Origin of the sequence: Pantoea sp. sgz302252 (genome assembly GCF_042610525.1) — a bacterium.
In the GTDB taxonomy this organism is placed as follows: domain Bacteria; phylum Pseudomonadota; class Gammaproteobacteria; order Enterobacterales; family Enterobacteriaceae; genus Erwinia.
In genome coordinates this window covers 17,081-38,374 of record NZ_JBHDVM010000020.1, presented here as the reverse complement: position 1 = coordinate 38,374, position 21,294 = coordinate 17,081, and the positions used below count along the sequence as shown (strand labels likewise).

Genomic DNA, 21,294 nt, shown 5'->3' with positions numbered 1-21,294 from the left:
TTTCACTTTACCCGGCCCCTCAGAGTGAATCGTGGAGAAATTGAGGATTAAGTGTAAATTATCGTGCGAAATCGTGGGGATTTTGTCCGGCAGCACAGTTATTTACTCTCAGCGGCAAACCGTAGCGAAACCCGCGTACCGCCATATTCTGTCTGGCCAATCTCCAGCGTTGCGTCGAGGCTTTTAGCCCGCTCCTGCATGATAGCCAGCCCATAATGACCCGGTTTCGCGCCGGGCTGGCTAAACCCCTGGCCGTTATCATTCACCTCAATCTGCAAGAGTTTTTCATCTGGTCGCGCCACGCGCACCTCAATCTCGCTGGCTTGCGCATGGCGAATGGCATTCAGCAGCGCTTCACGCACAATCTGAAGAACATGTACCTGCTGGTGGGCATTAAGATGCTGCGGCGGCGCGTCGCCAGTCAGATGGATTTTCGCTTCCGTTTGCGGGCGAAGCTGCGCGATAACCTGAGCAAGCGCGGTGGCTAAATCAGCTGGTTCAATCGACAGGCGGAAAGTGGTCAGCAGTTCGCGTAGCTGGCGGTTGGCTTCGGCAAGCGCGGCATCAACCTCGCTGACGATAGCTGCCGGAGCCGACTCCTTGCCGACTATCCGCTTCAGGCGCGTCATCTGAATACGCAGATAAACCAGCGACTGCGCCAGCGAATCATGTAGTTCCCGGGCGATAGTGGCACGCTCTTCCATCAGCAGCAGATGACGCACTTTTTCTTCCGCTTCGTCTAACTGTAGCGAGCGCGCCAGCATGCTTGCTAATCCTTTCATCAGTTGCGGTTCGCTGGCGCTGGCCTGCCAGCGCAGCACGCCGCCGATGGTTTGCTCCAGCGGCAAACTGTGCCAGGCCAGAGCCGTATCTTCCTGACCAACGGACAGCTGCCAGCGAGGCGGAGCGCTCAGGGCTACGGCCGATAAATTCTCATGCTCCTTTGCCAGCGCCAGCGCACGGGAATAGGCTTTATCGTGGCCGCGCAAAATCTCCGAGCACTGATAAAGTAGCTTCAGCCTGCGGTTCGCCTGGCGCAGATGGGCGGTTTTCTCTTTGACCGCCTGCTCCAGCCACAGGTATTGCTTTTCCAGCTCGCCCGACATCCGACAGAAGGCTTTGGCCAGCAGCAGGATGGCGATAAAACTTAGCAGGCAGGCACCAACCACCAGCTTCATTTTCAGCTCTGCCCAGCGCTGTAGCGCCAGCACGAAACTATCTATCTGCTCAACATAGAGCGAGACATTCTGCTGAAAGCGGCGGCTATCGCCGGTTTGCAGTTCCGGTTGCAGGCTTTGCCAGCTCGCCAGCAGCTCACGGTAGCGGGCTTTTACGCTGTCGGGCACCCAGGCATGGCGCAGCGCAAGCAGAGCGGGCGACTGAACCGAACGCTGATAGCTGGCGATATCTGCGGCCAGCGCGGCCGGATGGGCGGATGCGTCCCAGGCCAGACGGTAGCTCTGCATGCGCAGCGAACCGGCCATGTTAAGCGCTTCGGCGTCGCGCTGGCTGGCGGAAAGCGTTAGCAGCGACAAAAGCGAACAGAAAACGGCGAGCAGCACAATGGCGAACAGGGCGCGCGCCAGGCTGCGGGTAACGGAACGTTCTGACATGGAAAACTCCCTGAAAGGCGGCGCGCCGGCCATTTTGACGCTGCCATAGCGGCAGAATAGCGCGGCTGAAAAGAAGATCCCACCTTTGCAGCCCCAGGCTGCCTCTGTTAAGGTGGAGTCTATGTTTCCTGAATCGGCTTAAAATAAATGCATGGTTACAATGTGCAGAAAAAGTAACTTTAATTGACGATTCTTTTGATTGCTATTTACCTCTGTGACATTCATTTAACGCTTTTACCCTGGCTTTACCCTGGTTTTCATCCCGCAGGTCATAGTTAACCTCGTTACTATTTTTCAGAACCCGATGAGGAGTTCACTATGAGCAAATTACCCGCAATTATCGCCGCCGCTGTGCTGGCCGCCACCTCTTTTTCAACGCTGGCCGCCACGCAAGTCAGCGAAGAACAGAGCCAAAATTTGCAACAAATGGGCACGGTTTCCGTTACTGGCGTCAACGGTTCATTAGATGATGCCACCGCCCAGCTGGCGCAAAAAGCCGAAGAGATGGGTGCCAATCATTATCGTGTTATCCGCGCCGACACCCCCGGCGACTCCAGCCTGTGGAGCGGCAACGCCGAGATTTACCGCTAAGCCAGCCCTGTCCATGTAGCCTTCTCCCCAGCCAGAGAACCGACCGTCTTAAGCGGTCGGTTTTTTTCTGCGTCCTCTGATGAAAGTCACAAAACCTCACGATTTCCGCTACAGATTTTTTGCGTCGGCTTGACATAACGGTTAGGATGCATCGCCGTGATTTTCCCGTCTCCGTCAACACTATAACTACAGGATTCGGGTAAAACGTCCGGACGATTGCATGGCAACGCAATCGTTTGGTCAGCGCAATAAAAATCAGGTCGCCCGGGAACGGTAGCCGTAACACTGTGGACAGGATAATAGGAAAGAAAATGAAAGCTGATAAAAAAGCGGTTGCAGACAAGCGCGCCGCAAGACGACGTTGGTTAAATTCTCATGATTCCGGCTATCACAAAGCAATGGACAACCGCCATGTGCAGATGATTGCTATCGGTGGCGCTATTGGTACTGGCCTGTTCCTCGGCGCGGGTGCCCGCCTGCAGATTGCCGGCCCGGCGCTGGCTATCGTTTACCTGGTATGCGGCATCTTCTCCTTCTTTATACTCCGCGCGCTGGGCGAGCTGGTATTACATCGTCCTTCCAGCGGCAGCTTCGTTTCTTACGCTCGTGAATTCCTTGGCGAAAAAGCCTCCTATGTCGCAGGCTGGATGTACTTCGTCAACTGGGCGATGACCGGTATTGTGGATATCACTGCCGTGGCGCTCTATATGCACTATTGGGGCGCGTTTGGCGATGTTCCGCAGTGGGTCTTCGCGCTGGGGGCGTTAGCCATTGTCGGCACCATGAATATGATCGGCGTAAAGTGGTTTGCCGAAATGGAATTCTGGTTTGCGCTGATCAAGGTGCTGGCTATCGCTATCTTCCTGATCGTGGGCGTGGTGTTTCTTGGCAGCGGCAAGCCGCTGGACGGCAACGCGACCGGCTTCCATCTGATTAGCGACAACGGCGGCTTCTTTCCGCACGGCCTGCTGCCAGCGCTGGTATTGGTACAGGGCGTGGTCTTCGCCTTCGCCTCTATCGAACTGGTAGGAACGGCGGCAGGCGAGTGCAAAGATCCGGAAACCATGCTGCCAAAAGCGATCAACAGCGTTATCTGGCGTATCGGCCTGTTCTACGTTGGCTCGGTAGTGCTGCTGGTGCTGCTACTGCCGTGGAACGCCTATCAGGCGGGCCAGAGCCCGTTTGTAACCTTCTTCTCTAAGCTGGGCGTGCCTTATATCGGCAGCATCATGAATATCGTGGTGCTCAGCGCGGCGCTTTCCAGCCTTAACTCCGGCCTCTATTCTACCGGCCGTATCCTGCGCTCAATGTCAATGGGCGGCTCGGCGCCGAAGTTCCTCTCTAAAATGAGCGGACAGCAGGTGCCTTACATGGGGATCCTGGTCACGGTAGGCGTTTATATTGTCGGCGTCTGGCTGAACTACATCGTGCCTTCGCGCGTGTTTGAGATCGTCCTGAATATCGCCTCTCTGGGCATTATTACTTCCTGGGGCTTTATTGTGGTTTGCCAGATGCGTCTGCGTAAGGCCATTAAAGAAGGCAAGGCGGAAGACGTTAGCTTTAAGCTGCCGTGGGCGCCGTTCACCTCATGGCTGACGCTGCTGTTCCTGGTCAGCGTGCTGGTACTGATGGCGTTCGATTACCCGAACGGCACCTACACCATCGCCGCAATCCCTCTGATTGCTGTGGTTCTGGTTCTGGGCTGGTTTGGCGTGCGTAAACGCGCCCATGCCATTGCTCAAACCGAGCACGATCACGAAGAAGAAGCGGCCAAATAACGCGAATGCAGCTTCAGAAGGCAGCCCCGGTGGCTGCCTTTTTTTATATCTGCCTTTCAGATAGTTTTCGCCGCGCGCAGGCTTTATGATGGCTGACTTCCGCTTAAGGCAACGGAGTCTGTATGTCAGTCAAAGTAGAAGTGATTAAAGATAAAATCCTGTCGGAAAACTGGTTTCTCCTGCGCAACTTTACCTATGACCTCACCACTAAAGAGGGCGTGACTTTACGCCACAAACGCGAGGTTTACGATCGCGGCGATGGCGCTACCATCCTGCTCTACAACCGTGAAAAAAATAGCGTAATCCTGACCCGCCAGTTCCGTATCGCTACCTGGCTAAACGGCAATGCCAGCGGAATGCTGATTGAAGCCTGCGCGGGCCTGCTGGACGATGACGAGCCGGAAGAGTGCATCCGCAAAGAGGCGATAGAAGAAACCGGCTACCAGCCCGGCAAAGTAGAGAAAATCTACGATCTCTATATGTCGCCTGGCGGCGTCACCGAACGGCTGCATTTTTTTGCCGCCGAATACCACGATTCGCTACGGGCCACGGCGGGCGGCGGCGTTGACGATGAAGATATCGACGTGCTGGAGCTGAGCTTTCCCGAAGCCTGGGCAATGGTAAAAGCGGGAAAAATCAAAGACGGCAAAACGGTAATGCTGCTTCAGCACGCACTGATTTCCGGCTGGCTGCGGCCTGCGTAATAACGCCTTTTGCCTGCCATTAATAAGTTAAAAAGAATGTCGAATAAGTAAAAATTACTCGAAAAGGAGTACCGTTATTTTTAACTATTTAAAAGTGACTTTATTATTTATTCGGCATCTCTTCTTCGGTGGTAACACAAATATAAGTTAAACGTCTCCATTAACTGCATAATGTTTGCTGAAAAAAAAGAATACTGCGTGCGGACGCAAACGAGCAATCTGCTGGCCCGGCAGCATTTTTTGCTGTTTAATCTTAATCGGACAGGGCGCAACCGTGGTAAAAAGTGATGGCGCTCACAATATAGCATTCTGCTTAAACGGCCTGAGACGATAAGACTTTATTTTCCACCGCGAATAAGCGATTTTTCTGTCGCCTGCGGCGCACGGCTTTTCTTGTCCGATTTATCTGATTGAGCGGCCCGCTGGCAAAGGTCATGATGGAACGCAAATAAGGTTCGTCGACGCACTTTTTTATTTCCGGCGTTCGGACTATTCATGCCGGGCGGCAACCGCTATGCTTACTGCTTAACTGTCATTCGGGGATATGGGCTATCAATGCATTACTGGATAAAGTTACCTTTGGCGCTGCTTTTTTTCACCGCCGCACTGCATGCCGAACCCCTGCAAAAAAGCTTTTCTGACTGGCAGATTACCTGCAATAACCAGAACTACTGCGTAGCGCGCAGCGTGCCTGGCGTTAACGGCCTGGTGATGACCCTGAGCCGCCACGCCGGCATTGACGATCGTCCTTTTTTACGCATCGACTACGGCAGCCGCTACACCGGCAAGCTGAACGGTGCGCCGCTGCAGGACAACCTGCTGCTGGACGGTCAGCGGCTAAAACCCGATCTCAAACACTGGGATGTGCAGCCGCATCATCTCTCTACCGGCCATGCCATCTCTATTAACGAATTTTTATCGCTGGTGATGGAGGCCGATAATCTGCAGCTGCTCTATCGCCCGCGCGCCACCGTCTCGCTGCACGGGCTCAAGGCAGCGCTGCTGCTGATGGATGATATCCAGGGAAGAGTCAACACCCTGAGCGCCTGGATAAAAAAAGGCGAGCGCCCGGCAAGCGAAGTACCGCCGCCGCCAGCTTTACCTGTGCTTCCCCGCACGCCGCCTGTACCTCCAGCCCTGACGCGCGAAGAAACTACCGGCCTGCTGGATTACGGCACCTGGCGCGTCAATACCGATCGCTGCTCGCTGGATCCCCAGCGGCGACAAGTCAGCGTTGCGCCGCTTAACGACCGTAAAGCGCTGCTGCTGGTAAGCTGTGAAATGGGCGCCTATAACGTTATCGATCTGGCTTTTGAAGTGACGCGCAGCCAGCCTTATATAGCCCGGGGATTAACGCTGACGCTGCCTTTTACGCCGCCGCACCGTAGTGAAAGAAAACTGGATCTGATTAACGCCGACTATGACGCCAGCAAGGGCGAGCTGCTGACCTTCAGTAAGGGAAGAGGGCTGGGCGACTGCGGCACCGCTACGCGCTGGCAATACGATGGTCGCCAGTTCGTGCTGGCAGAATATGCCGAAGAGGGCGCCTGCGACGCCTGGCACGGCAGCGACGACTGGCCGACGCTGTGGAGCAGCAAAAGAGAGCTGCCACCGCAGCCAGACCAGACGGCGGCGAACCGGCCCTGAGGCGCGGTTTGTACCGCCGCCGCTGCCTCGCGGCAAGGCCTGTTAGCTACCGCGATAGGTAGAATAGCCATACTGGCTCAGCAGTAGCGGAACGTGATAGTGCTCGCTGGTGCTGCTGATATGAAATTCCACCGGAACTTCAGGAAAAAAGCTCTCCTGCTTTTGCTGTTTGAAATAGTCGCCGGTTTTAAAAACCACCCGGTAATCGCCTGCGGCTGCGGGCTGGTCAGGCCAGAATGCTTTGATGCGTCCATCCCCGTCGGTGGTAGCCTTATTGATAAATTTCCAGCCCGCTTCCTGTTTCTGCTCCAGCGTCACCTCAACGCCCGGCGCTGGCTTGCCGGTCTGCTGATTCAGTACGTGCACGCTCAGCAGGTTTTGTGCGGCGGCAGCGCCCGCAGAGGCAGCCAGCGCGGCGGCCAGTACGGCTGTGGCAAAATATTTTTTCATGGTCGATTCTCCTGTAGTCATCACCCTTTCTTTATAACCCGTGACCAGGGCAGCTAACCTGACGCCAGCATGACAAAAATGTCATCCTGAACGAAGCGCAGGGACAAATTAACAGGCTCATGGCAGACTGGCGTTTATGAAATTATTGCTGATTGAAGATAATCAAAAAGCCAGCGACTGGCTTGCCAAAGGCCTGCGCGAGGCAGGATTCGTCGTGGACAGCGTAACCGATGGCCGCGACGGGCTGCACCTGGCACTAGGCCAGCACTATGCCCTGATTGTGCTGGATATTATGCTGCCGGGCATGGATGGATGGCAGGTATTGCGCTCGCTTCGCACCGCCCGGGCTACGCCGGTGATCTGCCTGACGGCCAGAGATTCCGTTAACGATCGGGTTAAAGGGCTGGAGCTGGGCGCCAATGACTACCTGGTGAAACCTTTCTCTTTCGCCGAGCTGCTGGCACGCATCAGAGCGCAGCTGCGGGATAATCATCCTGCTGAAGCCGTGCTGACCGTGGGCGATCTGGTCATGGATTCCGTACGCCAGACCGCCAGCCGCCAGGGCGAAGCGGTTGCGCTGACCCGCCGAGAATTTGCCCTGCTGTGGCTTCTTGCCAGCAGAAAAGGCGAAATTGTCCCCAGAACGCTGATCGCCAGTGAAGTCTGGGGCATTAATTTCGACAGCGAAACCAACACCGTCGATGTAGCCATACGCCGTTTGCGCCGCAAAATAGACGATCCCTATGAGCCTAAGCTCATTGCTACCGTACGCGGCATGGGATATCAACTGTTATGGCCCGGAAAGCAGCATGCGTAAGCCTTCGCTGACGGTTCGGCTGACGATTATTTTCGTGCTGACGATGGCGGCGGCCTGCGCTGGCATTGCGCTTACGCTTTACGGCGCGCTGCGGCACGAGCTTATCTGGCGCGATGACACAACGCTGATTAACCGCGCGGCGCAGCTGCGCCAGCTGCTGCAGGACGGCGCTAAGCCAGAGATGCTGCCGCTCTACTTTAATCGTATGGTCGATACCCGCCAGGATATTTTGCTGATTCAGCCAGTGAACGGGCCTGGCGTCACTATTAACCACACGGGCGCTACGCTGGCTTCATCGCCTGCGCCCGGCGAGCTTCACCGGCAGCGCACCAAAGAAGGCGAGGAGCTGACTATATACAGCCTGAAGGGCCAGACGGATAGCGGCGCTGTGACCCTGACCGTAGCGCGCGTGGCGCGGGAAAGAGCCCGTATGCTGGCGCAATATCGCTGGCAGAGCCTGCTGGTGTGTCTGGCGGCGCTGGCGGCCTGCGCCATTCTGAGCCCGCTGTTCATTCGCCGTGGCCTGAAAGCCATCGGCGCGCTCAGCAAAATTACCGCCGACACCAGCACCGACAGGCTCAGCCAGCCAATTCCGCTGCATAATTTACCTCGCGAACTGTTACCGCTTGGCGAAGCCCTTAACCTGATGCGTAGCCGCCTGGCGGATGATTTTACCCGTCTGACCCGGTTTGCCGACGATCTGGCCCACGAACTGCGCACGCCGATTAACGTGATGCTGAGCCAAAGCCAGGTCACGCTGGGACAGAGGCGTACTGTGGATGAGTATCAGCAGCTGCTGGAAGGCAATATTGAAGAGCTGGAAAACCTTTCCCGTCTGATCGACAACATCCTTTTTCTCGCCAGGGCGGATCACCATAACGTAGCGCTCAGCAAAGAACGCTTTTCTCTGTCGGATATGCTGGAAGACATTACTGATTTTCTGGAACCATTGGCAGAAGAAAAAGCGCTCTCTTTTTCAGTGCAGGCGCAAGGCGACCTTCAGGCGGATAAACTGCTGTTCCAGCGAGCCATAGTTAATCTTATTACCAACGCGATTCGGCACGCGCCGCCGGGTACCTTAATCAGCATCGAGACAGAAATCTGCACGGACGGGGTCAATATTGCCATAGGCAACCAGGGCGAGCTTTTAACGGCAACGGAAAAGTTGTTTGAGCGCTTCTGGCGGGGCGACGAGGCGCGTCACAGCGCTGGCACTGGCCTGGGACTGGCGATGGTTAAGGCGATTGCGGAATTACATGACGGCGAGGCCTGGTATCGGCATCGTCAGAGCAGGAACTATTTCGGTATCAGGCTGCCAGGATAAGCTCCTGCCCGCGCAGCGCGGGCAGGAGAGGGGACTTAACTTAGTGCGGCTTCAGCAGTTTTTCCGCATGGCTGACGATGTTTTCCACCGTAAAGCCAAACTCGTTAAACAGCTTCTCTGCCGGAGCGGATTCGCCAAAGGTGGTCATGCCCACGATAGCGCCGTTCAGGCCGACATATTTGTACCAGTAATCTGCGATGCCTGCTTCCACAGCTACGCGAGCGGTTACGCCGGAAGGCAGTACCGATTCGCGGTAAGCGAGATCCTGCTTATCAAACAGATCGGTTGAAGGCAGCGAAACTACGCGTACTTTGTGGCCGTTAGCGGTTAATTTTGCTTCCGCGCCCAGCGTGATTTCCACTTCTGAACCGGTCGCAATCAGGATCACTTCCGGCGTCCCTTCGCAATCTTTCAGCACGTAGCCGCCGCGGGAAATATTTTCCAGCTGCTCTTTGGTGCGTTCAGGCTGCGCCAGGTTCTGACGGGAAAGGATCAGCGCGGTCGGACCATGATGGCGCTCAATCGCGTGTTTCCAGGCTACGGCGGTTTCCACCTGGTCACAAGGACGCCATACGCTCATATTTGGCGTCACGCGCAGGCTGGCGATCTGCTCAACCGGCTGGTGCGTTGGGCCATCTTCGCCCAGGCCAATAGAGTCGTGGGTATAAACCAGGATCTGGCGCGCTTTCATCAACGCAGCCATACGCACCGCGTTACGCGCGTACTCTACGAACATCAGGAAGGTCGCGGTATAAGGAACGAAGCCGCCGTGATGCGCGATACCGTTAGCGATAGCGGTCATACCAAATTCGCGCACGCCGTAGTGGATATAGTTGCCCGCCAAATCGTCTTTGATCGATTTGGAGCCAGACCAGATGGTCAGGTTGCTCGGCGCCAGGTCGGCGGAGCCGCCCAGGAACTCCGGCAGCAGTTTACCGTAGGCTTCCAGCGCGTTTTGTGACGCTTTACGGCTGGCGATTTTTGCCGGATTAGCCTGCAGCTCGGCGATAAATTTCTGCGTTTCCTGCTGCCAGTTTTCCGGCATGCCGCCATCCATACGGCGGGAATACTCTTTTGCCAGCTCCGGATAAGCCGCTTTATAAGCTGCGAACTTGTCGTTCCAGGCTTGCTCCAGCTTCTGGCCCGCTTCTTTGGCATCCCACTGCGCGTAAATATCCTGCGGGATAACAAAAGGCTCGTGGCTCCAGCCCAGCTGTTTGCGGGTCAGCGCGATCTCTTCATCGCCCAGCGCCGCGCCGTGCGCTTCTTCTTTACCGGCTTTGTTCGGCGAACCGTAGCCAATGATGGTGCGGCAAATGATCAGCGAAGGCTTATCGGTCACGCTCTGCGCTTCTTTGATTGCTTTCGCTACCGCCTCGGCATCGTGGCCGTCCACTTCGCTGATAACGTGCCAGTTATAGGCCTCAAAGCGTTTGGCGGTGTCATCGCTGAACCAGCCTTCCACTTCGCCATCGATCGAAATACCGTTGTGATCGTAAAAGCCGATCAGCTTGCCAAGGCCCAGCGTACCGGCCAGCGAGCAAACTTCGTGCGAAATCCCTTCCATCAGGCAGCCGTCGCCCATAAACACATAGGTATGGTGATCGACGATTTCATGATCGGGACGGTTAAACTGCGCGCCCAGGGTGCGTTCGGCGATAGCCAGACCCACAGCGTTAGCCAGGCCCTGACCCAGCGGGCCGGTAGTGGTTTCTACGCCAGGCGTATAGCCAATCTCCGGGTGACCTGGGGTTTTAGAGTGCAGCTGACGGAAGTTTTTCAGCTCTTCAATTGGCAGATCGTAGCCGCTGAGATGCAGCAGGCTATACAGCAGCATGGAGCCGTGACCGTTAGAAAGAATAAAACGGTCGCGGTCGGCCCAGGCCGGGTTAGTCGGGTTGTGGTGCAGGAAATCGCGCCACAGCACTTCGGCGATATCCGCCATACCCATTGGGGCGCCCGGGTGGCCCGATTTGGCTTTCTGTACCGCATCCATACTCAGCGCGCGGATTGCGTTAGCCAATTCTCTACGTGAAGACATATTTTTCTCCCTGATTTTTTTTGGGGAACAACTGGACGAATAAACGTCGGGCACTTTCCCCGACACGCGCCGGGGAGGCCCATCAGCGAAATTACAGTTTAGCGGCCAGGACGTCTTCCAGATGCTGCTGGTCGACGGCGAACTGGCGGATACCGTCGGCGAGTTTCTCTACCGCCATCGGATCCTGGTTATGCTCCCAGCGGAACTCTGCTTCAGACAGCGGTGCCGGCTGGTGGAAGGCTTCTGTGGAAGGCGTCAGCTTGCGCTCGACCGGCGCGTTGCTGGCCTGGAGTTCTTCCAGCAGGTTAGGGGAAATAGTCAGGCGATCGCAGCCCGCCAGCGCGATAATCTGCTCCGTTTTACGGAAGCTGGCGCCCATGATGATGGTGTTATAGCGATGCTGCTTGTAGTACTCATAGATTTTACGCACGGAAACCACGCCCGGATCTTCATCCACCACATAAGGGTCAAGCGGTTTGCGGCTGTTGTACCAGTCATAGATACGGCCGACGAAAGGCGAAATCAGAAATACGCCCGCTTCCGCACAGGCGCGCGCCTGGGCAAAGGAGAACAGCAGCGTCAGGTTACAGTTGATGCCGTTTTTCTCCAGCTCTTCCGCTGCACGGATGCCTTCCCAGGTAGAAGCCAGCTTGATCAGAATACGGGAGCGGTCGATGCCGTTGTCTTCGTACATTCTCACCAGCTTTTCCGCTTTGGTAACGCACATGCCGCGATCGAAAGACAGGCGAGCGTCCACCTCGGTAGAAACGCGGCCCGGCACGCTTTTCAGGATTTCCATCCCCAGGTTGACGTTGACTTTGTCGCTGGCATTAATGATCTGCGTTTCTTTGCTGCCGCCCTGTTTTTTGGCGTAGTCGATAGCGTCGGTGATCAGGTGCTTGTAGGAATCGAGGCTGGAAGCTTTCAGGATCAGAGATGGGTTAGTGGTGGCATCTTCTGGATGATAGTTACGGATAGATTCGATATCGCCACTGTCAGCCACCACGGTGGTGTATTGTTTCAGTGCGTCTAGCTGGTTCATCTCATGGCTCCTTGATGGGCAATCTGCAAAACAAATGATAACCGTGCCGAAGGGTCGGCGGACATCGTGCCCTGATGACGGGAAAGCCGAACTGACCGGTCTGAAATCCGCAGAATGGCAGGGAATCGGCTCCCGGCACGGTAGAATATTCTCAGGCCAAACATTGCATCAGACGTCCGGTAATAGAAATGCGTTTTCTCTGATTGTTGCAATGGGTTAGCCCAATGAACGGGGTCTGGCGCATAAAATGCCGCACCCGAAAGTGTAGCACTTCTTTAGCATGGCGGCGGATAACAGCACGGGTTGCCACATTTTGCCGGCACGGGCGCGCGTAAAAAAACGCCCGTACCGCCAGGGTGGCGGCTAGTGTTTAACGGCGGGAGAAGCCGGGGGGCTTTTTAACACGGTTTTTTCCTGGCAAAGCTAATTGTCAGCTCTCAGCGCAGGATAACGGATTTTTTGTTGATGAAATTCTTCAACTTTTTGACGCACATCTTCACGTAATATACGCATCGCAGCTGGATCTGCTTTTTCACGCCCAAACTCACCAAACATACGTTTATGGGAAATAAGCGTGTGAATAATTACACAATGCGTAATAGATTCATCTTCCACCTTCACAGGTTCAAAACTTATGATGATCATGGGATCGTAAGTCGAACTGAATACATGAACATGGAAAAGCCCAACATAGTAAGGCGAGGAGGCATACACAGAGTTTGAATCTTTAGCCCTCGCCTAATCTTGATATCTGTCATCGTCAAATATTTCGACGTAACCTTGTGCACGCCAGTGCTCAGCTATGCTGTGAACCGGATAGAAAAGCTTTATCTTGTCCTGGCGAGAATAACCGAAGTAATCACTGGCAGCGCCAAAGGAACTGCTTACCTTAACCGAAGCGATAGTAACCGGCTTCATGCTCTGAGAATCCTTCCGGCATTTCTTCGCCTACCATGGCTTTGTAGAGCTGAGCCATACGCTCATGTTCGGTTTTGCCATCCAGCGTAGTGGCAGGCGCATGGCGCAGAAGCTGCATTGCTTCATCAACTTCAGTTGAGGCCTGGGGTTGGAACTTGTGCATAGGTCCACCTTTAATTACTCGTGCAGTATAAACTGTAACCAATGAGTGAGCATAGGTATATTTACAGGTGCCTCGTTATTCCAGGATAAGCATAAACAGGCGTGTGGCCGCCGGGCTTTGTCGGCGCTTCATGCTGGTCTAAATCTGTTTTCATAATGTCTGACATAATATCGGTGAGCAGTTTCGCATCGACGTCAATTGCCAGAGGTTGATTCCATAAGTCCATTTCTGCCTCACTCAGTACAAACAGGTTCAGGCCTGTCAGAGTATGACAGGCTGAGAGCAAGTAACAGCAGTAGAGCTTAAGTTTTGGAGCGGTCTCGCATAGCGGCTGAGGTGATTAAATCCACGCCTTAACCGGCAGGAAATCAGTATAAAGGGCGGCTTCCGGCGTGCCGGGCTGCGGCTGATAGTCATATTCCCAGCGCACCAGCGGCGGCATCGACATCAGAATAGACTCGGTGCGGCCGCCGGTTTGCAGGCCGAACAGCGTGCCGCGATCCCACACCAGGTTAAACTCCACATAGCGGCCGCGACGGTAAAGCTGGAACTGGCGCTCGCGCTCGCCCCACGGCAGCGCTTTACGGCGCTCGACCACCGGCACATAAGCTTTCAGGAAGCCTTCGCCAACCGCCTGGGTAAAGCGGAAACAGTGGTCGAAATCCGGCGTATTCAAATCATCAAAAAACAGGCCGCCGATGCCGCGCTGTTCGTTGCGGTGCTTGATAAAGAAATAGTCGTCGCACCACTTTTTATAGCGCGGATAAACCTCTTCGCCAAAAGGCTGGCAAAGATCGGCGGCGGTCTGGTGCCAGTGCACCGCGTCTTCCTCAAAGCCGTAGTAGGGCGTCATATCAAAGCCGCCACCGAACCACCATACCGGATCCGCGCCCGGCTTTTCGGCAATAAAAAAGCGCACGTTGGCGTGGCTGGTGGGCACATAGGGATTTTCCGGATGGATGACCAGCGATACGCCCATTGCTTCAAAACTGCGGCCAGCCAGCTCGGGCCGATGCGCGGTAGCGGAAGCGGGCATCTGGTCGCCATGCACATGCGAAAAATTCACGCCGGCCTGTTCGAACACCGCGCCGTTACGCAACACGCGGCTTCTGCCGCCGCCGCCAGCTTCGCGCGTCCAGCTATCTTCCGCAAACTGCGCCTGACCGTCGGCCTGCGCCAGCTGCTGGCAAATCGTGTCCTGTAAATGAAGCAGAAACTGCTTTACCTGGGCGATATCGGGTTTATTCATAGTTTTGCCTGACAGTAAAATGACGCGCGAAGTATACGCCAAAATACCTTAGCTGGGGCGCCGGTTGTTGGCGTCGAACTCATTAAAATAACTGATAACGCCGCTGACTATGGCGCTGGCAATTTTACGCCGAAAAGCGGTAGTGCCCAACAAACGCTCTTCGGCTGGATTAGTAATAAACGAGGTTTCCACCAGCACCGAAGGAATAGAAGGCGATTTTAAAACGGCAAAAGCGGCCTGCTCGGTATGCTGGCTGTGTAAATGATGCACGGGCCGGATCTGGTTAAGCACGTGCTTGCCCAACGTCAGACTATTTTTAATGGTATCTGTCTGCACCAGATCGAACAGCACCTGTTGCAGATAGCGATCCTTTTGCGCCACCTTCACGCCGCCCACCTCATCGGCAGCGTTCTCTCGCTGGGATAAATAGCGTGCCATGCGGCTACTTGCACCCCGGTTGGAAAGAGCAAAAACCGACGCGCCGTTGGCTGCCGGGCTGGTAAAACCGTCGGCGTGAATCGACATAAAAAGATCCGCGCCATGACGATGAGCGATTTCGACACGTTCGCCCAGCGGGATAAAGTGATCGCTTTCGCGCGTCAGCTTCGCTTCTATATGCGGATGATCGCTCAGCATCTGGCGAATATAGCCGGCGATCTCCAACACCACGTGTTTCTCTTCCGAGCCTTCTTCGCCCACTGCGCCGGAATCTATGCCGCCGTGGCCGGGATCGATCATCACCAGCTTCTTGCCGTTAGTTTTAGGCACTGACGCATGTGGTTTGCTGCGAGGCGTCGTCAGCGGCGCTTCTTTCGCCCTGGCGGGTTTATTTGCCAACAGCGCCAGCGCCAGGCCAGAAAGCAGCAGCTGGCGGCGGGAGGTCAGCGGAGTCATGGAGCCAAATTTTTTCATTACAACATCCTCAGGGCGCAAAGTGCCTACTGTTATATCGTAACAATCAGGCGGCCGCGAGACGGGAACTATTTCAACAGTTTACTTTTTATTGCAGCTCGCTAACGGCACGGCTTTTTCCCTGCCTGTGCGCTCTCCAGGCCAGTCCGCTCGCAGAGAAGCTGAGCATAAAGGCTGCTTCAGCAGCGTTTTCACGCAATTATCGCGGCGGATGCTTGCGCCAGCGAAAGAATCCGCGATAATCAGCGAATTATGGTTAACCTCTGGGGCAACGCTATGGAAATTCGCGTATTTAGCCAGGACGATTTCGAAGAAGTTATTACATTGTGGGAGCGCTGCGACCTGCTGCGGCCGTGGAACGATCCGGAAATGGACATCGAGCGCAAGCTCAACCACGATCCCGACCTGTTTCTGGTTGCTGTTGTAGGCGGCTCCGTAGTCGGTACTTTAATGGGCGGCTACGATGGCCATCGCGGTTCGGCCTATTACCTGGGCGTCCATCCTGATTATCAGGGCAGGGGCTTTGCTAATGCGCTGATCAACCGGCTGGAAAAAAAGCTGATCGCGCGCGGCTGTCCAAAAATCAACGTGATGGTGCGGGAAGAAAATGACGCGGTGCTGGGTTTCTACGAGAAGCTGGATTACGAAATGCAGGACAGCGTGCTGCTCGGCAAGCGCCTGATAGAAGATCGCGAATATTGAGCAATCTGCCGGTCCGCATGAATTTTTATACTCCCGACGACTATGACGCCAAAGGCCAGCTAAAACTGCCGCTGGCTTTCTGGGGCGTGCTGCTGCTGCAGGCCCGCACCTGGCTGCTGTTTATTATGGCTGGCGCTTCCCGGCAACAGGGCACGGCGCTGCTGGAGCTTTTTTATCCCGATATCCGAGCTTTCTGGACAGGCATCGCGCTGGGCGTGCCTGCGGCGCTCGGGCTGCTGCTGACCGGTTACCGGCAGCGTCTGCCGCGCCTCTGGCAGGCGTGGCGCTGGGTACTCTGCCTGTCGCTGGCCGCCATGCTTTGCGTGCAGTTCGCCAGTCTCTGGCTGGGCGAAGAAGAACTCTCGCCGTGGATGATTTTGTTTACGGGTTTCGATCTGCTGGCGCTTGGCTGGTTCAGCTTTAGCGCGCGCCTGCGCGACTGCTTTATTCCCGAGCTGAATGCCGGATAAAACTTTTCTGTGGATCCGTACTCCAACCTCTCTTTGAGGCTGCCGTAAACCCTGGAGCGGTGCCGCATCTCTTTTTTGTCAGGAGTCTTCATGAAAACCCTTCGTCCTTTAGCTCTCGCCGCCGCCGTCATGCTGGCTGGCTGCGCCAGCTCCGGCGCTTCAGCCCCGGCCAGCAGCGGCGCCACCTGGTGGAATCCGCTCACTTACTCATGGTCAAGCCTGGCGCCCTGGCACTGGTTTGGTTCTTCCATCGAGGTTAGCGAGCAGGGCGTCGGCGGCCTGAACGGCACGACCGCCATGAACGAGCAGGCAATCGGCGATGCGCTGAACGGCGATTATCAGTTGCGTAAAGGGATGCGCGGCGAAAACGGCAGCGTGATTACTTTCTTCCAGGCGCTGGACGGGAAAGAAGTGAAGCTGGAAATCCAGGGCGACACTAAAGTGAGCCAGGTTAAAGTCATGGATAGCGATATCAAAGCGGCTGCAGGCGTAAAAATCGGCACGCCTTTCAGCGATCTTTATAGCCGCGCCTTTGGTTCATGCCAGAAGGCTTCGGGCAGCGACGGCGTAGAGTGCAAAGCGCCGGACAGCCAGCATATCAGCTACGTCTTTACCGGCGAATGGCACGGGCCGGAAGGGCTGCTGCCTTCGGACGATACGCTGAAAAAATGGACGGTCAGCCAGATTATCTGGCGGCGCTAGCTCTGTCGCGGCTGACCTCGCTCCATGAGGCAGCCGCCATACCTGCTATTTCCGCCTGCCGCATAAGCTCTGCCGCGCGCTTATAGCTTTTTAAACTTCCAAATCACCAAACGGTATATAAAACAGTTACTGCTTTTCGTGTGGTTATAAATAAACTGAAGCATCTCAGGCCGTGGGCCGGGCCATCTTTCCGGGATGAACAGCATGACCACATTAAAAAAAATCTTCAGCGGCGCCGCGCTGCTGCTGCTGGCCGGCTCAGCCCAGGCAACAGAGCTGCTTAACAGCTCTTATGATGTCTCACGCGAGCTTTTTGCCGCCCTGAACGCGCCTTTTGAACAGCGCTGGGCGCAGCAGAACCCCGGCGACAAACTTACCATCAGGCAGTCGCATGCCGGTTCTTCCAAACAGGCGCTGGCTATTTTGCAGGGGCTGAAAGCCGATGTCGTCACCTATAACCAGCTAACCGATGTGCAAATCCTGCACGATCGCGGCAACCTGATCCCGGCAGACTGGCAGCAGCGTCTGCCCAACAACAGCTCGCCTTTTTACTCCACCATGGCTTTTTTGGTGCGTAAGGGCAATCCAAAGAAAATCCACGACTGGCGCGATCTGGTCAAAAACGACGTGAAGCTGGTTTTCCCTAATCCGAAAACCTCCGGCAACGGGCGTTATACTTATCTGGCAGCCTGGGGCGCAGCGGATAAAGCGGACGGACACAATAAAGCGGAAACAGAACGCTTTATGACGCAGTTTCTCAAGAACGTCGAGGTCTTCGATACCGGCGGACGCGGCGCGACCACCACTTTTGTCGATCGCGGTCTGGGCGATGTGCTGATCAGCTTCGAATCGGAAGTAAACACCATTCGCAATCAGTATCCGCAGCAGGAATTCGAAGTGGTAGTGCCGCACAGCAACGTGCTGGCAGAGTTTCCGGTAGCGTGGATTGACAAAAACGTAGCGGCTAACCAGACGGAAAAAGCCGCCAAAGCCTATCTGAACTATCTCTATACGCCTGAGGCGCAGAAAATCATCACCCAGTATTATTACCGCGTAAATAATCCTGAGCTGATGGCGCAGCAGAAAGCGCGCTTCCCGGCCGTCGATTTGTTCCGCGTGGAGCAGGTTTTCGGCAGTTGGGAGCAGGTTATGAACACGCAGTTCGCCAGCGGTGGCGAGCTGGATAAGTTGTTAGCAGCGGGACGTCAGTAATGTTTGCCATGAAAAGTAAGCGCGTGCTGCCCGGCTTTGGTTTAAGCCTGGGAAGCAGTCTGTTTTTTACCTGTTTAATTCTGCTGCTGCCGATCAGCGCGCTGTTGATGCAGCTCTCTAAAATGACGCTGGCGCAGTACTGGGAAGTGGTGACCAACCCTCAGATGGTCGCCGCCTATAAAGTAACGCTGCTGGCGGCGGGCGTTGCCTCGCTGTTCAACGCCTTTTTCGGCATGCTGATGGCCTGGATCCTGACCCGCTACCGTTTTCCGGGACGCGCGCTGCTGGATGGCCTGATGGATCTGCCGTTTGCGCTGCCGACAGCGGTGGCGGGCCTGACGCTGGCGGGGCTTTTCTCCGTTAACGGCTGGTACGGCCAGTGGCTGGCACAGTTCGATATCAAGGTCTCCTACACCTGGATCGGCATTGCCGTAGCGATGGCATTCACCAGTATCCCTTTTGTGGTGCGTACGGTGCAGCCGGTGCTGGAAGAGCTTGGCCCGGAATATGAAGAAGCAGCCGAAACCCTGGGCGCAACGCCGTTTCAGAGCTTTCGCCGCGTGGTGCTGCCGGAAGTTGGCCCGGCGCTGCTGGCCGGTACGGCGCTCTCTTTCACCCGTAGCCTGGGCGAGTTCGGCGCGGTGATCTTTATCGCGGGCAATATTGCCTGGAAAACCGAAGTCACCTCGCTGATGATTTTTGTCCGTCTGCAGGAGTTCGATTATCCGGCGGCCAGCGCCATCGCCTCGGTGATCCTGGCGGCCTCGCTGCTGCTGCTGTTCGCGATTAACACCTTACAGAGCCGCTTTGGCCGTCGTCTTGGAGGTCACTAATGGCTGATATCACCCAACTGAACGGCGTGGGGCGCAGCCGCGCTAGCTGGGGCAAATGGCTGCTAATTGGCACGGGCATGATTATTTCGCTCGGCCTGCTGGTAGTGCCATTAATCGCCATCTTCGCCAGCGCCTTTTCCGATGGCGTGGTGGCGATGTTCAGCAACCTGAAAGATGGCGATATGCTGCACTCTATCTGGCTGACTATTTTAATGGCGCTGATCACCGTGCCGGTCAACCTGGTGTTCGGCACGCTGCTGGCCTGGCTGGTTACGCGCTTTACTTTTCCGGGCCGCCAGCTGCTGCTGACGCTGTTCGATATTCCTTTTGCCGTATCGCCGGTGGTGGCGGGGCTGATGTATCTGCTGTTCTGGGGCGTGAACGGCCCGGCAGGCGGCTGGCTGGATGAGCATAACATCCAGCTAATGTTCTCCTGGCCCGGCATGGCCATGGTCACCATTTTCGTCACCTGTCCATTTGTGGTGCGCGAGCTGGTGCCGGTAATGCTGAGCCAGGGTAGCAACGAAGATGAAGCGGCGGTACTGCTGGGCGCTTCCGGCTGGAAAATGTTCTGGCGCGTAACGCTGCCGAATATCCGCTGGGCGCTGCTGTACGGTCTGGTTTTAACCAACGCTCGCGCGATTGGTGAATTTGGTGCGGTCTCGGTGGTATCGGGATCGATTCGCGGCGAAACCTATACGCTGCCGCTACAGGTAGAATTACTGCATCAGGATTACAACACCGTTGGCGCCTTTACCGCCGCCGCGCTGCTGACCCTGATGGCGATAGTCACGCTGTTTGTGAAAAGCGCGCTGCAATGGCGTTTAGAACGCCGCGCGCATCAGGAGGGGGAACAATGAGCATTGAAATCAGTAACATCAACAAATCCTTTGGCCGGACGAAGGTGCTGAACGATATCTCGCTGGATATCCCTTCTGGTCAGATGGTGGCGCTGCTGGGGCCGTCCGGTTCCGGTAAAACCACGCTGCTGCGCATTATTGCCGGGCTGGAAAGCCAGAACAGCGGCCGCCTGAGCTTTCACGGCAACGATGTCACGCAGCTGCACGCCCGCGACCGCCGCGTCGGCTTCGTGTTCCAGCATTATGCGCTGTTCCGCCATATGACGGTATTCGACAACATCGCTTTTGGTCTGACCGTGCTGCCGCGCCGTGAGCGGCCTTCTGCAGCGGCGATCAAAGAGAAAGTTACGCGCCTGCTGGAAATGGTGCAGCTTGGCCATCTGGCAGGACGTTTTCCCGCGCAGCTTTCCGGCGGCCAGAAGCAGCGCGTGGCGCTGGCTCGCGCGCTGGCAGTCGATCCGCAAATCCTGCTGCTGGATGAACCTTTTGGCGCACTGGATGCGCAGGTGCGTAAAGAGCTGCGCCGCTGGCTGCGTCAGCTGCATGAAGAGCTGAAATTTACCAGCGTCTTTGTAACGCACGATCAGGAAGAAGCGATGGAGGTTGCCGATCGCGTCGTGGTAATGAGCCAGGGCAATATCGAGCAGGCTGGCGCGCCGGAAGAAGTCTGGCGCGAACCGGCAACCCGTTTCGTGCTGGAATTCCTCGGCGAGGTCAACCGCTTCGATGCCGCCGTGCATGGTTCGCAGTTCCACGTTGGCGCCCATCACTGGCCGCTGGGCTATACTCCGGCGCATCAGGGCGAAGTCGAGCTTTTCCTGCGTCCGTGGGAAATTGACGTCAGCCGTCAGAGCAGCCTGGAAACGCCGCTGCCGGTGCAGGTACTGGAAGTCAGCCCGCGCGGGCACTACTGGCAGCTGGTAGCGCAGCCAACGGGCTGGGGTCAGCATCATGAACCGATCACCGTGGTGATGGAAGGCGAGCAGACAGCGCCGATTCGCGGCGAGCGGCTTTTTGTTGGCTTGCAGCATGCGCGGCTCTATAAAGGCGATACGCCGCTGCGGCAGGTTGCCTTTGCGCAGAGCGCCTGATATTTTCTACCGCGATACGGGTCAGGCTTGCCCGATCTGAGGTTGATGACAAACCCCAGGTCGCGTTTAAATCTGTGAAAGAGCAGCAGAGGCAGATCGGAACACGGACACGCCGTAGACCCGTCCATGGGGGCTCGTTTCGCGCGTCCATGCGCGAAAACGGTCCGCTTATCCG

Annotated in this window: 21 protein-coding genes; 13 read left to right on the top strand and 8 right to left on the bottom strand. The window is 56.0% G+C overall.

Translation table 11 applies throughout. From position 1 onward, the window contains the following. Nucleotides 1-98 precede the first annotated feature (98 nt). A complete protein-coding gene (locus tag ACETPC_RS22895; protein ID WP_380184767.1) occupies nt 99-1,613 on the bottom strand; it encodes a type IV pili methyl-accepting chemotaxis transducer N-terminal domain-containing protein in 1,515 nt (504 codons plus the stop codon). Between the two features lie 318 nt (nt 1,614-1,931). On the opposite strand from ACETPC_RS22895, the gene ACETPC_RS22890 reads away from it, so the two are divergent. The 4 genes from ACETPC_RS22890 to ACETPC_RS22875 all read left to right on the top strand — a co-directional run bounded on the left by ACETPC_RS22890 (nt 1,932) and on the right by ACETPC_RS22875 (nt 6,333). Continuing rightward, nucleotides 1,932-2,204, top strand: coding sequence for a YdgH/BhsA/McbA-like domain containing protein (locus ACETPC_RS22890; RefSeq protein WP_380184766.1), 273 nt, complete (start codon nt 1,932-1,934; stop codon nt 2,202-2,204). A gap of 311 nt (nt 2,205-2,515) precedes the next feature. Next, nucleotides 2,516-3,982 (top strand): L-asparagine permease, encoded by a 1,467-nt coding sequence (gene ansP / locus ACETPC_RS22885; protein WP_380184765.1) that lies wholly within the window; start codon nt 2,516-2,518, stop codon nt 3,980-3,982. A 122-nt stretch (nt 3,983-4,104) separates the two neighbouring features. Then, complete coding sequence (nudK, locus tag ACETPC_RS22880; RefSeq protein ID WP_380184764.1) at nt 4,105-4,686, top strand: GDP-mannose pyrophosphatase NudK; 582 nt, start codon at nt 4,105-4,107, stop codon at nt 4,684-4,686. 555 nt (nt 4,687-5,241) lie between these two features. Beyond that, nucleotides 5,242-6,333 (top strand): DUF1176 domain-containing protein, encoded by a 1,092-nt coding sequence (locus tag ACETPC_RS22875; protein ID WP_380184763.1) that lies wholly within the window; start codon nt 5,242-5,244, stop codon nt 6,331-6,333. Nucleotides 6,334-6,375: 42 nt separating this feature from the next. Here ACETPC_RS22875 and hiuH read toward each other — a convergent pair whose 3' ends face one another. Next, nucleotides 6,376-6,783, bottom strand: a complete 408-nt coding sequence (hiuH, locus tag ACETPC_RS22870) for a hydroxyisourate hydrolase (protein ID WP_380184762.1) — start codon at nt 6,781-6,783, stop codon at nt 6,376-6,378. A 136-nt stretch (nt 6,784-6,919) separates the two neighbouring features. On the opposite strand from hiuH, the gene hprR reads away from it, so the two are divergent. Then, a complete protein-coding gene (gene hprR / locus ACETPC_RS22865) occupies nt 6,920-7,600 on the top strand; it encodes a response regulator transcription factor HprR (RefSeq protein ID WP_380184761.1) in 681 nt (226 codons plus the stop codon). Beyond that, a complete protein-coding gene (locus ACETPC_RS22860) occupies nt 7,593-8,924 on the top strand; it encodes a heavy metal sensor histidine kinase (protein ID WP_380184760.1) in 1,332 nt (443 codons plus the stop codon). Before hprR ends, ACETPC_RS22860 begins: the two co-directional genes overlap by 8 nt. Nucleotides 8,925-8,964: 40 nt before the next feature. Here ACETPC_RS22860 and tkt read toward each other — a convergent pair whose 3' ends face one another. The 6 genes from tkt to amiA all read right to left on the bottom strand — a co-directional run bounded on the left by tkt (nt 8,965) and on the right by amiA (nt 15,249). After that, nucleotides 8,965-10,965, bottom strand: a complete 2,001-nt coding sequence (gene tkt / locus ACETPC_RS22855; RefSeq protein WP_380184759.1) for a transketolase — start codon at nt 10,963-10,965, stop codon at nt 8,965-8,967. 91 nt (nt 10,966-11,056) lie between these two features. Continuing rightward, nucleotides 11,057-12,007, bottom strand: coding sequence for a transaldolase (tal, locus tag ACETPC_RS22850; protein ID WP_380184758.1), 951 nt, complete (start codon nt 12,005-12,007; stop codon nt 11,057-11,059). Nucleotides 12,008-12,430: 423 nt separating this feature from the next. Beyond that, entirely contained in the window at nt 12,431-12,628 is a 198-nt protein-coding gene (locus ACETPC_RS22845; protein ID WP_380184757.1) for a hypothetical protein, read from the bottom strand. Between the two features lie 268 nt (nt 12,629-12,896). Further along, on the bottom strand, nt 12,897-13,088 hold the full coding sequence (locus ACETPC_RS22840; protein ID WP_380184756.1) for a hypothetical protein: 192 nt from the start codon (nt 13,086-13,088) through the stop codon (nt 12,897-12,899). 340 nt (nt 13,089-13,428) lie between these two features. Next, a complete protein-coding gene (hemF, locus tag ACETPC_RS22835) occupies nt 13,429-14,337 on the bottom strand; it encodes an oxygen-dependent coproporphyrinogen oxidase (RefSeq protein ID WP_380184755.1) in 909 nt (302 codons plus the stop codon). A 48-nt stretch (nt 14,338-14,385) separates the two neighbouring features. After that, complete coding sequence (gene amiA, locus ACETPC_RS22830; protein ID WP_380184754.1) at nt 14,386-15,249, bottom strand: N-acetylmuramoyl-L-alanine amidase AmiA; 864 nt, start codon at nt 15,247-15,249, stop codon at nt 14,386-14,388. A 276-nt stretch (nt 15,250-15,525) separates the two neighbouring features. On the opposite strand from amiA, the gene ACETPC_RS22825 reads away from it, so the two are divergent. The 7 genes from ACETPC_RS22825 to cysA all read left to right on the top strand — a co-directional run bounded on the left by ACETPC_RS22825 (nt 15,526) and on the right by cysA (nt 21,119). Next, nucleotides 15,526-15,951 (top strand): GNAT family acetyltransferase, encoded by a 426-nt coding sequence (locus tag ACETPC_RS22825; protein ID WP_380184753.1) that lies wholly within the window; start codon nt 15,526-15,528, stop codon nt 15,949-15,951. 17 nt (nt 15,952-15,968) lie between these two features. Next, nucleotides 15,969-16,421, top strand: a complete 453-nt coding sequence (locus ACETPC_RS22820; protein ID WP_380184752.1) for a DUF2919 domain-containing protein — start codon at nt 15,969-15,971, stop codon at nt 16,419-16,421. A gap of 90 nt (nt 16,422-16,511) precedes the next feature. Beyond that, on the top strand, nt 16,512-17,123 hold the full coding sequence (locus ACETPC_RS22815; RefSeq protein WP_380184751.1) for an RpoE-regulated lipoprotein: 612 nt from the start codon (nt 16,512-16,514) through the stop codon (nt 17,121-17,123). 195 nt (nt 17,124-17,318) lie between these two features. Further along, nucleotides 17,319-18,335, top strand: a complete 1,017-nt coding sequence (locus ACETPC_RS22810) for a sulfate ABC transporter substrate-binding protein (protein WP_380184750.1) — start codon at nt 17,319-17,321, stop codon at nt 18,333-18,335. Next, nucleotides 18,335-19,168 (top strand): sulfate/thiosulfate ABC transporter permease CysT, encoded by an 834-nt coding sequence (gene cysT / locus ACETPC_RS22805; RefSeq protein ID WP_380184749.1) that lies wholly within the window; start codon nt 18,335-18,337, stop codon nt 19,166-19,168. The genes ACETPC_RS22810 and cysT overlap by 1 nt, the downstream gene beginning before the upstream one ends. Beyond that, a complete protein-coding gene (cysW, locus tag ACETPC_RS22800; protein WP_380184748.1) occupies nt 19,168-20,028 on the top strand; it encodes a sulfate/thiosulfate ABC transporter permease CysW in 861 nt (286 codons plus the stop codon). Before cysT ends, cysW begins: the two co-directional genes overlap by 1 nt. Beyond that, complete coding sequence (gene cysA, locus ACETPC_RS22795) at nt 20,025-21,119, top strand: sulfate/thiosulfate ABC transporter ATP-binding protein CysA (protein WP_380184747.1); 1,095 nt, start codon at nt 20,025-20,027, stop codon at nt 21,117-21,119. Before cysW ends, cysA begins: the two co-directional genes overlap by 4 nt. Nucleotides 21,120-21,294: the final 175 nt, after the last annotated feature.

What these genes read in the sequence shown, in the direction of transcription:
- ACETPC_RS22895 (WP_380184767.1), bottom strand. Translation starts at nt 1,613, where the DNA reads ATGTCAGAACGTTCCGTTACCCGCAGCCTGGCGCGCGCCCTGTTCGCC.
- ACETPC_RS22890 (WP_380184766.1), top strand. Translation starts at nt 1,932, where the DNA reads ATGAGCAAATTACCCGCAATTATCGCCGCCGCTGTGCTGGCCGCCACC.
- ansP (WP_380184765.1), top strand. Translation starts at nt 2,516, where the DNA reads ATGAAAGCTGATAAAAAAGCGGTTGCAGACAAGCGCGCCGCAAGACGA.
- nudK (WP_380184764.1), top strand. Translation starts at nt 4,105, where the DNA reads ATGTCAGTCAAAGTAGAAGTGATTAAAGATAAAATCCTGTCGGAAAAC.
- ACETPC_RS22875 (WP_380184763.1), top strand. Translation starts at nt 5,242, where the DNA reads ATGCATTACTGGATAAAGTTACCTTTGGCGCTGCTTTTTTTCACCGCC.
- hiuH (WP_380184762.1), bottom strand. Translation starts at nt 6,783, where the DNA reads ATGAAAAAATATTTTGCCACAGCCGTACTGGCCGCCGCGCTGGCTGCC.
- hprR (WP_380184761.1), top strand. Translation starts at nt 6,920, where the DNA reads ATGAAATTATTGCTGATTGAAGATAATCAAAAAGCCAGCGACTGGCTT.
- ACETPC_RS22860 (WP_380184760.1), top strand. Translation starts at nt 7,593, where the DNA reads ATGCGTAAGCCTTCGCTGACGGTTCGGCTGACGATTATTTTCGTGCTG.
- tkt (WP_380184759.1), bottom strand. Translation starts at nt 10,965, where the DNA reads ATGTCTTCACGTAGAGAATTGGCTAACGCAATCCGCGCGCTGAGTATG.
- tal (WP_380184758.1), bottom strand. Translation starts at nt 12,007, where the DNA reads ATGAACCAGCTAGACGCACTGAAACAATACACCACCGTGGTGGCTGAC.
- ACETPC_RS22840 (WP_380184756.1), bottom strand. Translation starts at nt 13,088, where the DNA reads ATGCACAAGTTCCAACCCCAGGCCTCAACTGAAGTTGATGAAGCAATG.
- hemF (WP_380184755.1), bottom strand. Translation starts at nt 14,337, where the DNA reads ATGAATAAACCCGATATCGCCCAGGTAAAGCAGTTTCTGCTTCATTTA.
- amiA (WP_380184754.1), bottom strand. Translation starts at nt 15,249, where the DNA reads ATGAAAAAATTTGGCTCCATGACTCCGCTGACCTCCCGCCGCCAGCTG.
- ACETPC_RS22825 (WP_380184753.1), top strand. Translation starts at nt 15,526, where the DNA reads ATGGAAATTCGCGTATTTAGCCAGGACGATTTCGAAGAAGTTATTACA.
- ACETPC_RS22820 (WP_380184752.1), top strand. Translation starts at nt 15,969, where the DNA reads ATGAATTTTTATACTCCCGACGACTATGACGCCAAAGGCCAGCTAAAA.
- ACETPC_RS22815 (WP_380184751.1), top strand. Translation starts at nt 16,512, where the DNA reads ATGAAAACCCTTCGTCCTTTAGCTCTCGCCGCCGCCGTCATGCTGGCT.
- ACETPC_RS22810 (WP_380184750.1), top strand. Translation starts at nt 17,319, where the DNA reads ATGAACAGCATGACCACATTAAAAAAAATCTTCAGCGGCGCCGCGCTG.
- cysT (WP_380184749.1), top strand. Translation starts at nt 18,335, where the DNA reads ATGTTTGCCATGAAAAGTAAGCGCGTGCTGCCCGGCTTTGGTTTAAGC.
- cysW (WP_380184748.1), top strand. Translation starts at nt 19,168, where the DNA reads ATGGCTGATATCACCCAACTGAACGGCGTGGGGCGCAGCCGCGCTAGC.
- cysA (WP_380184747.1), top strand. Translation starts at nt 20,025, where the DNA reads ATGAGCATTGAAATCAGTAACATCAACAAATCCTTTGGCCGGACGAAG.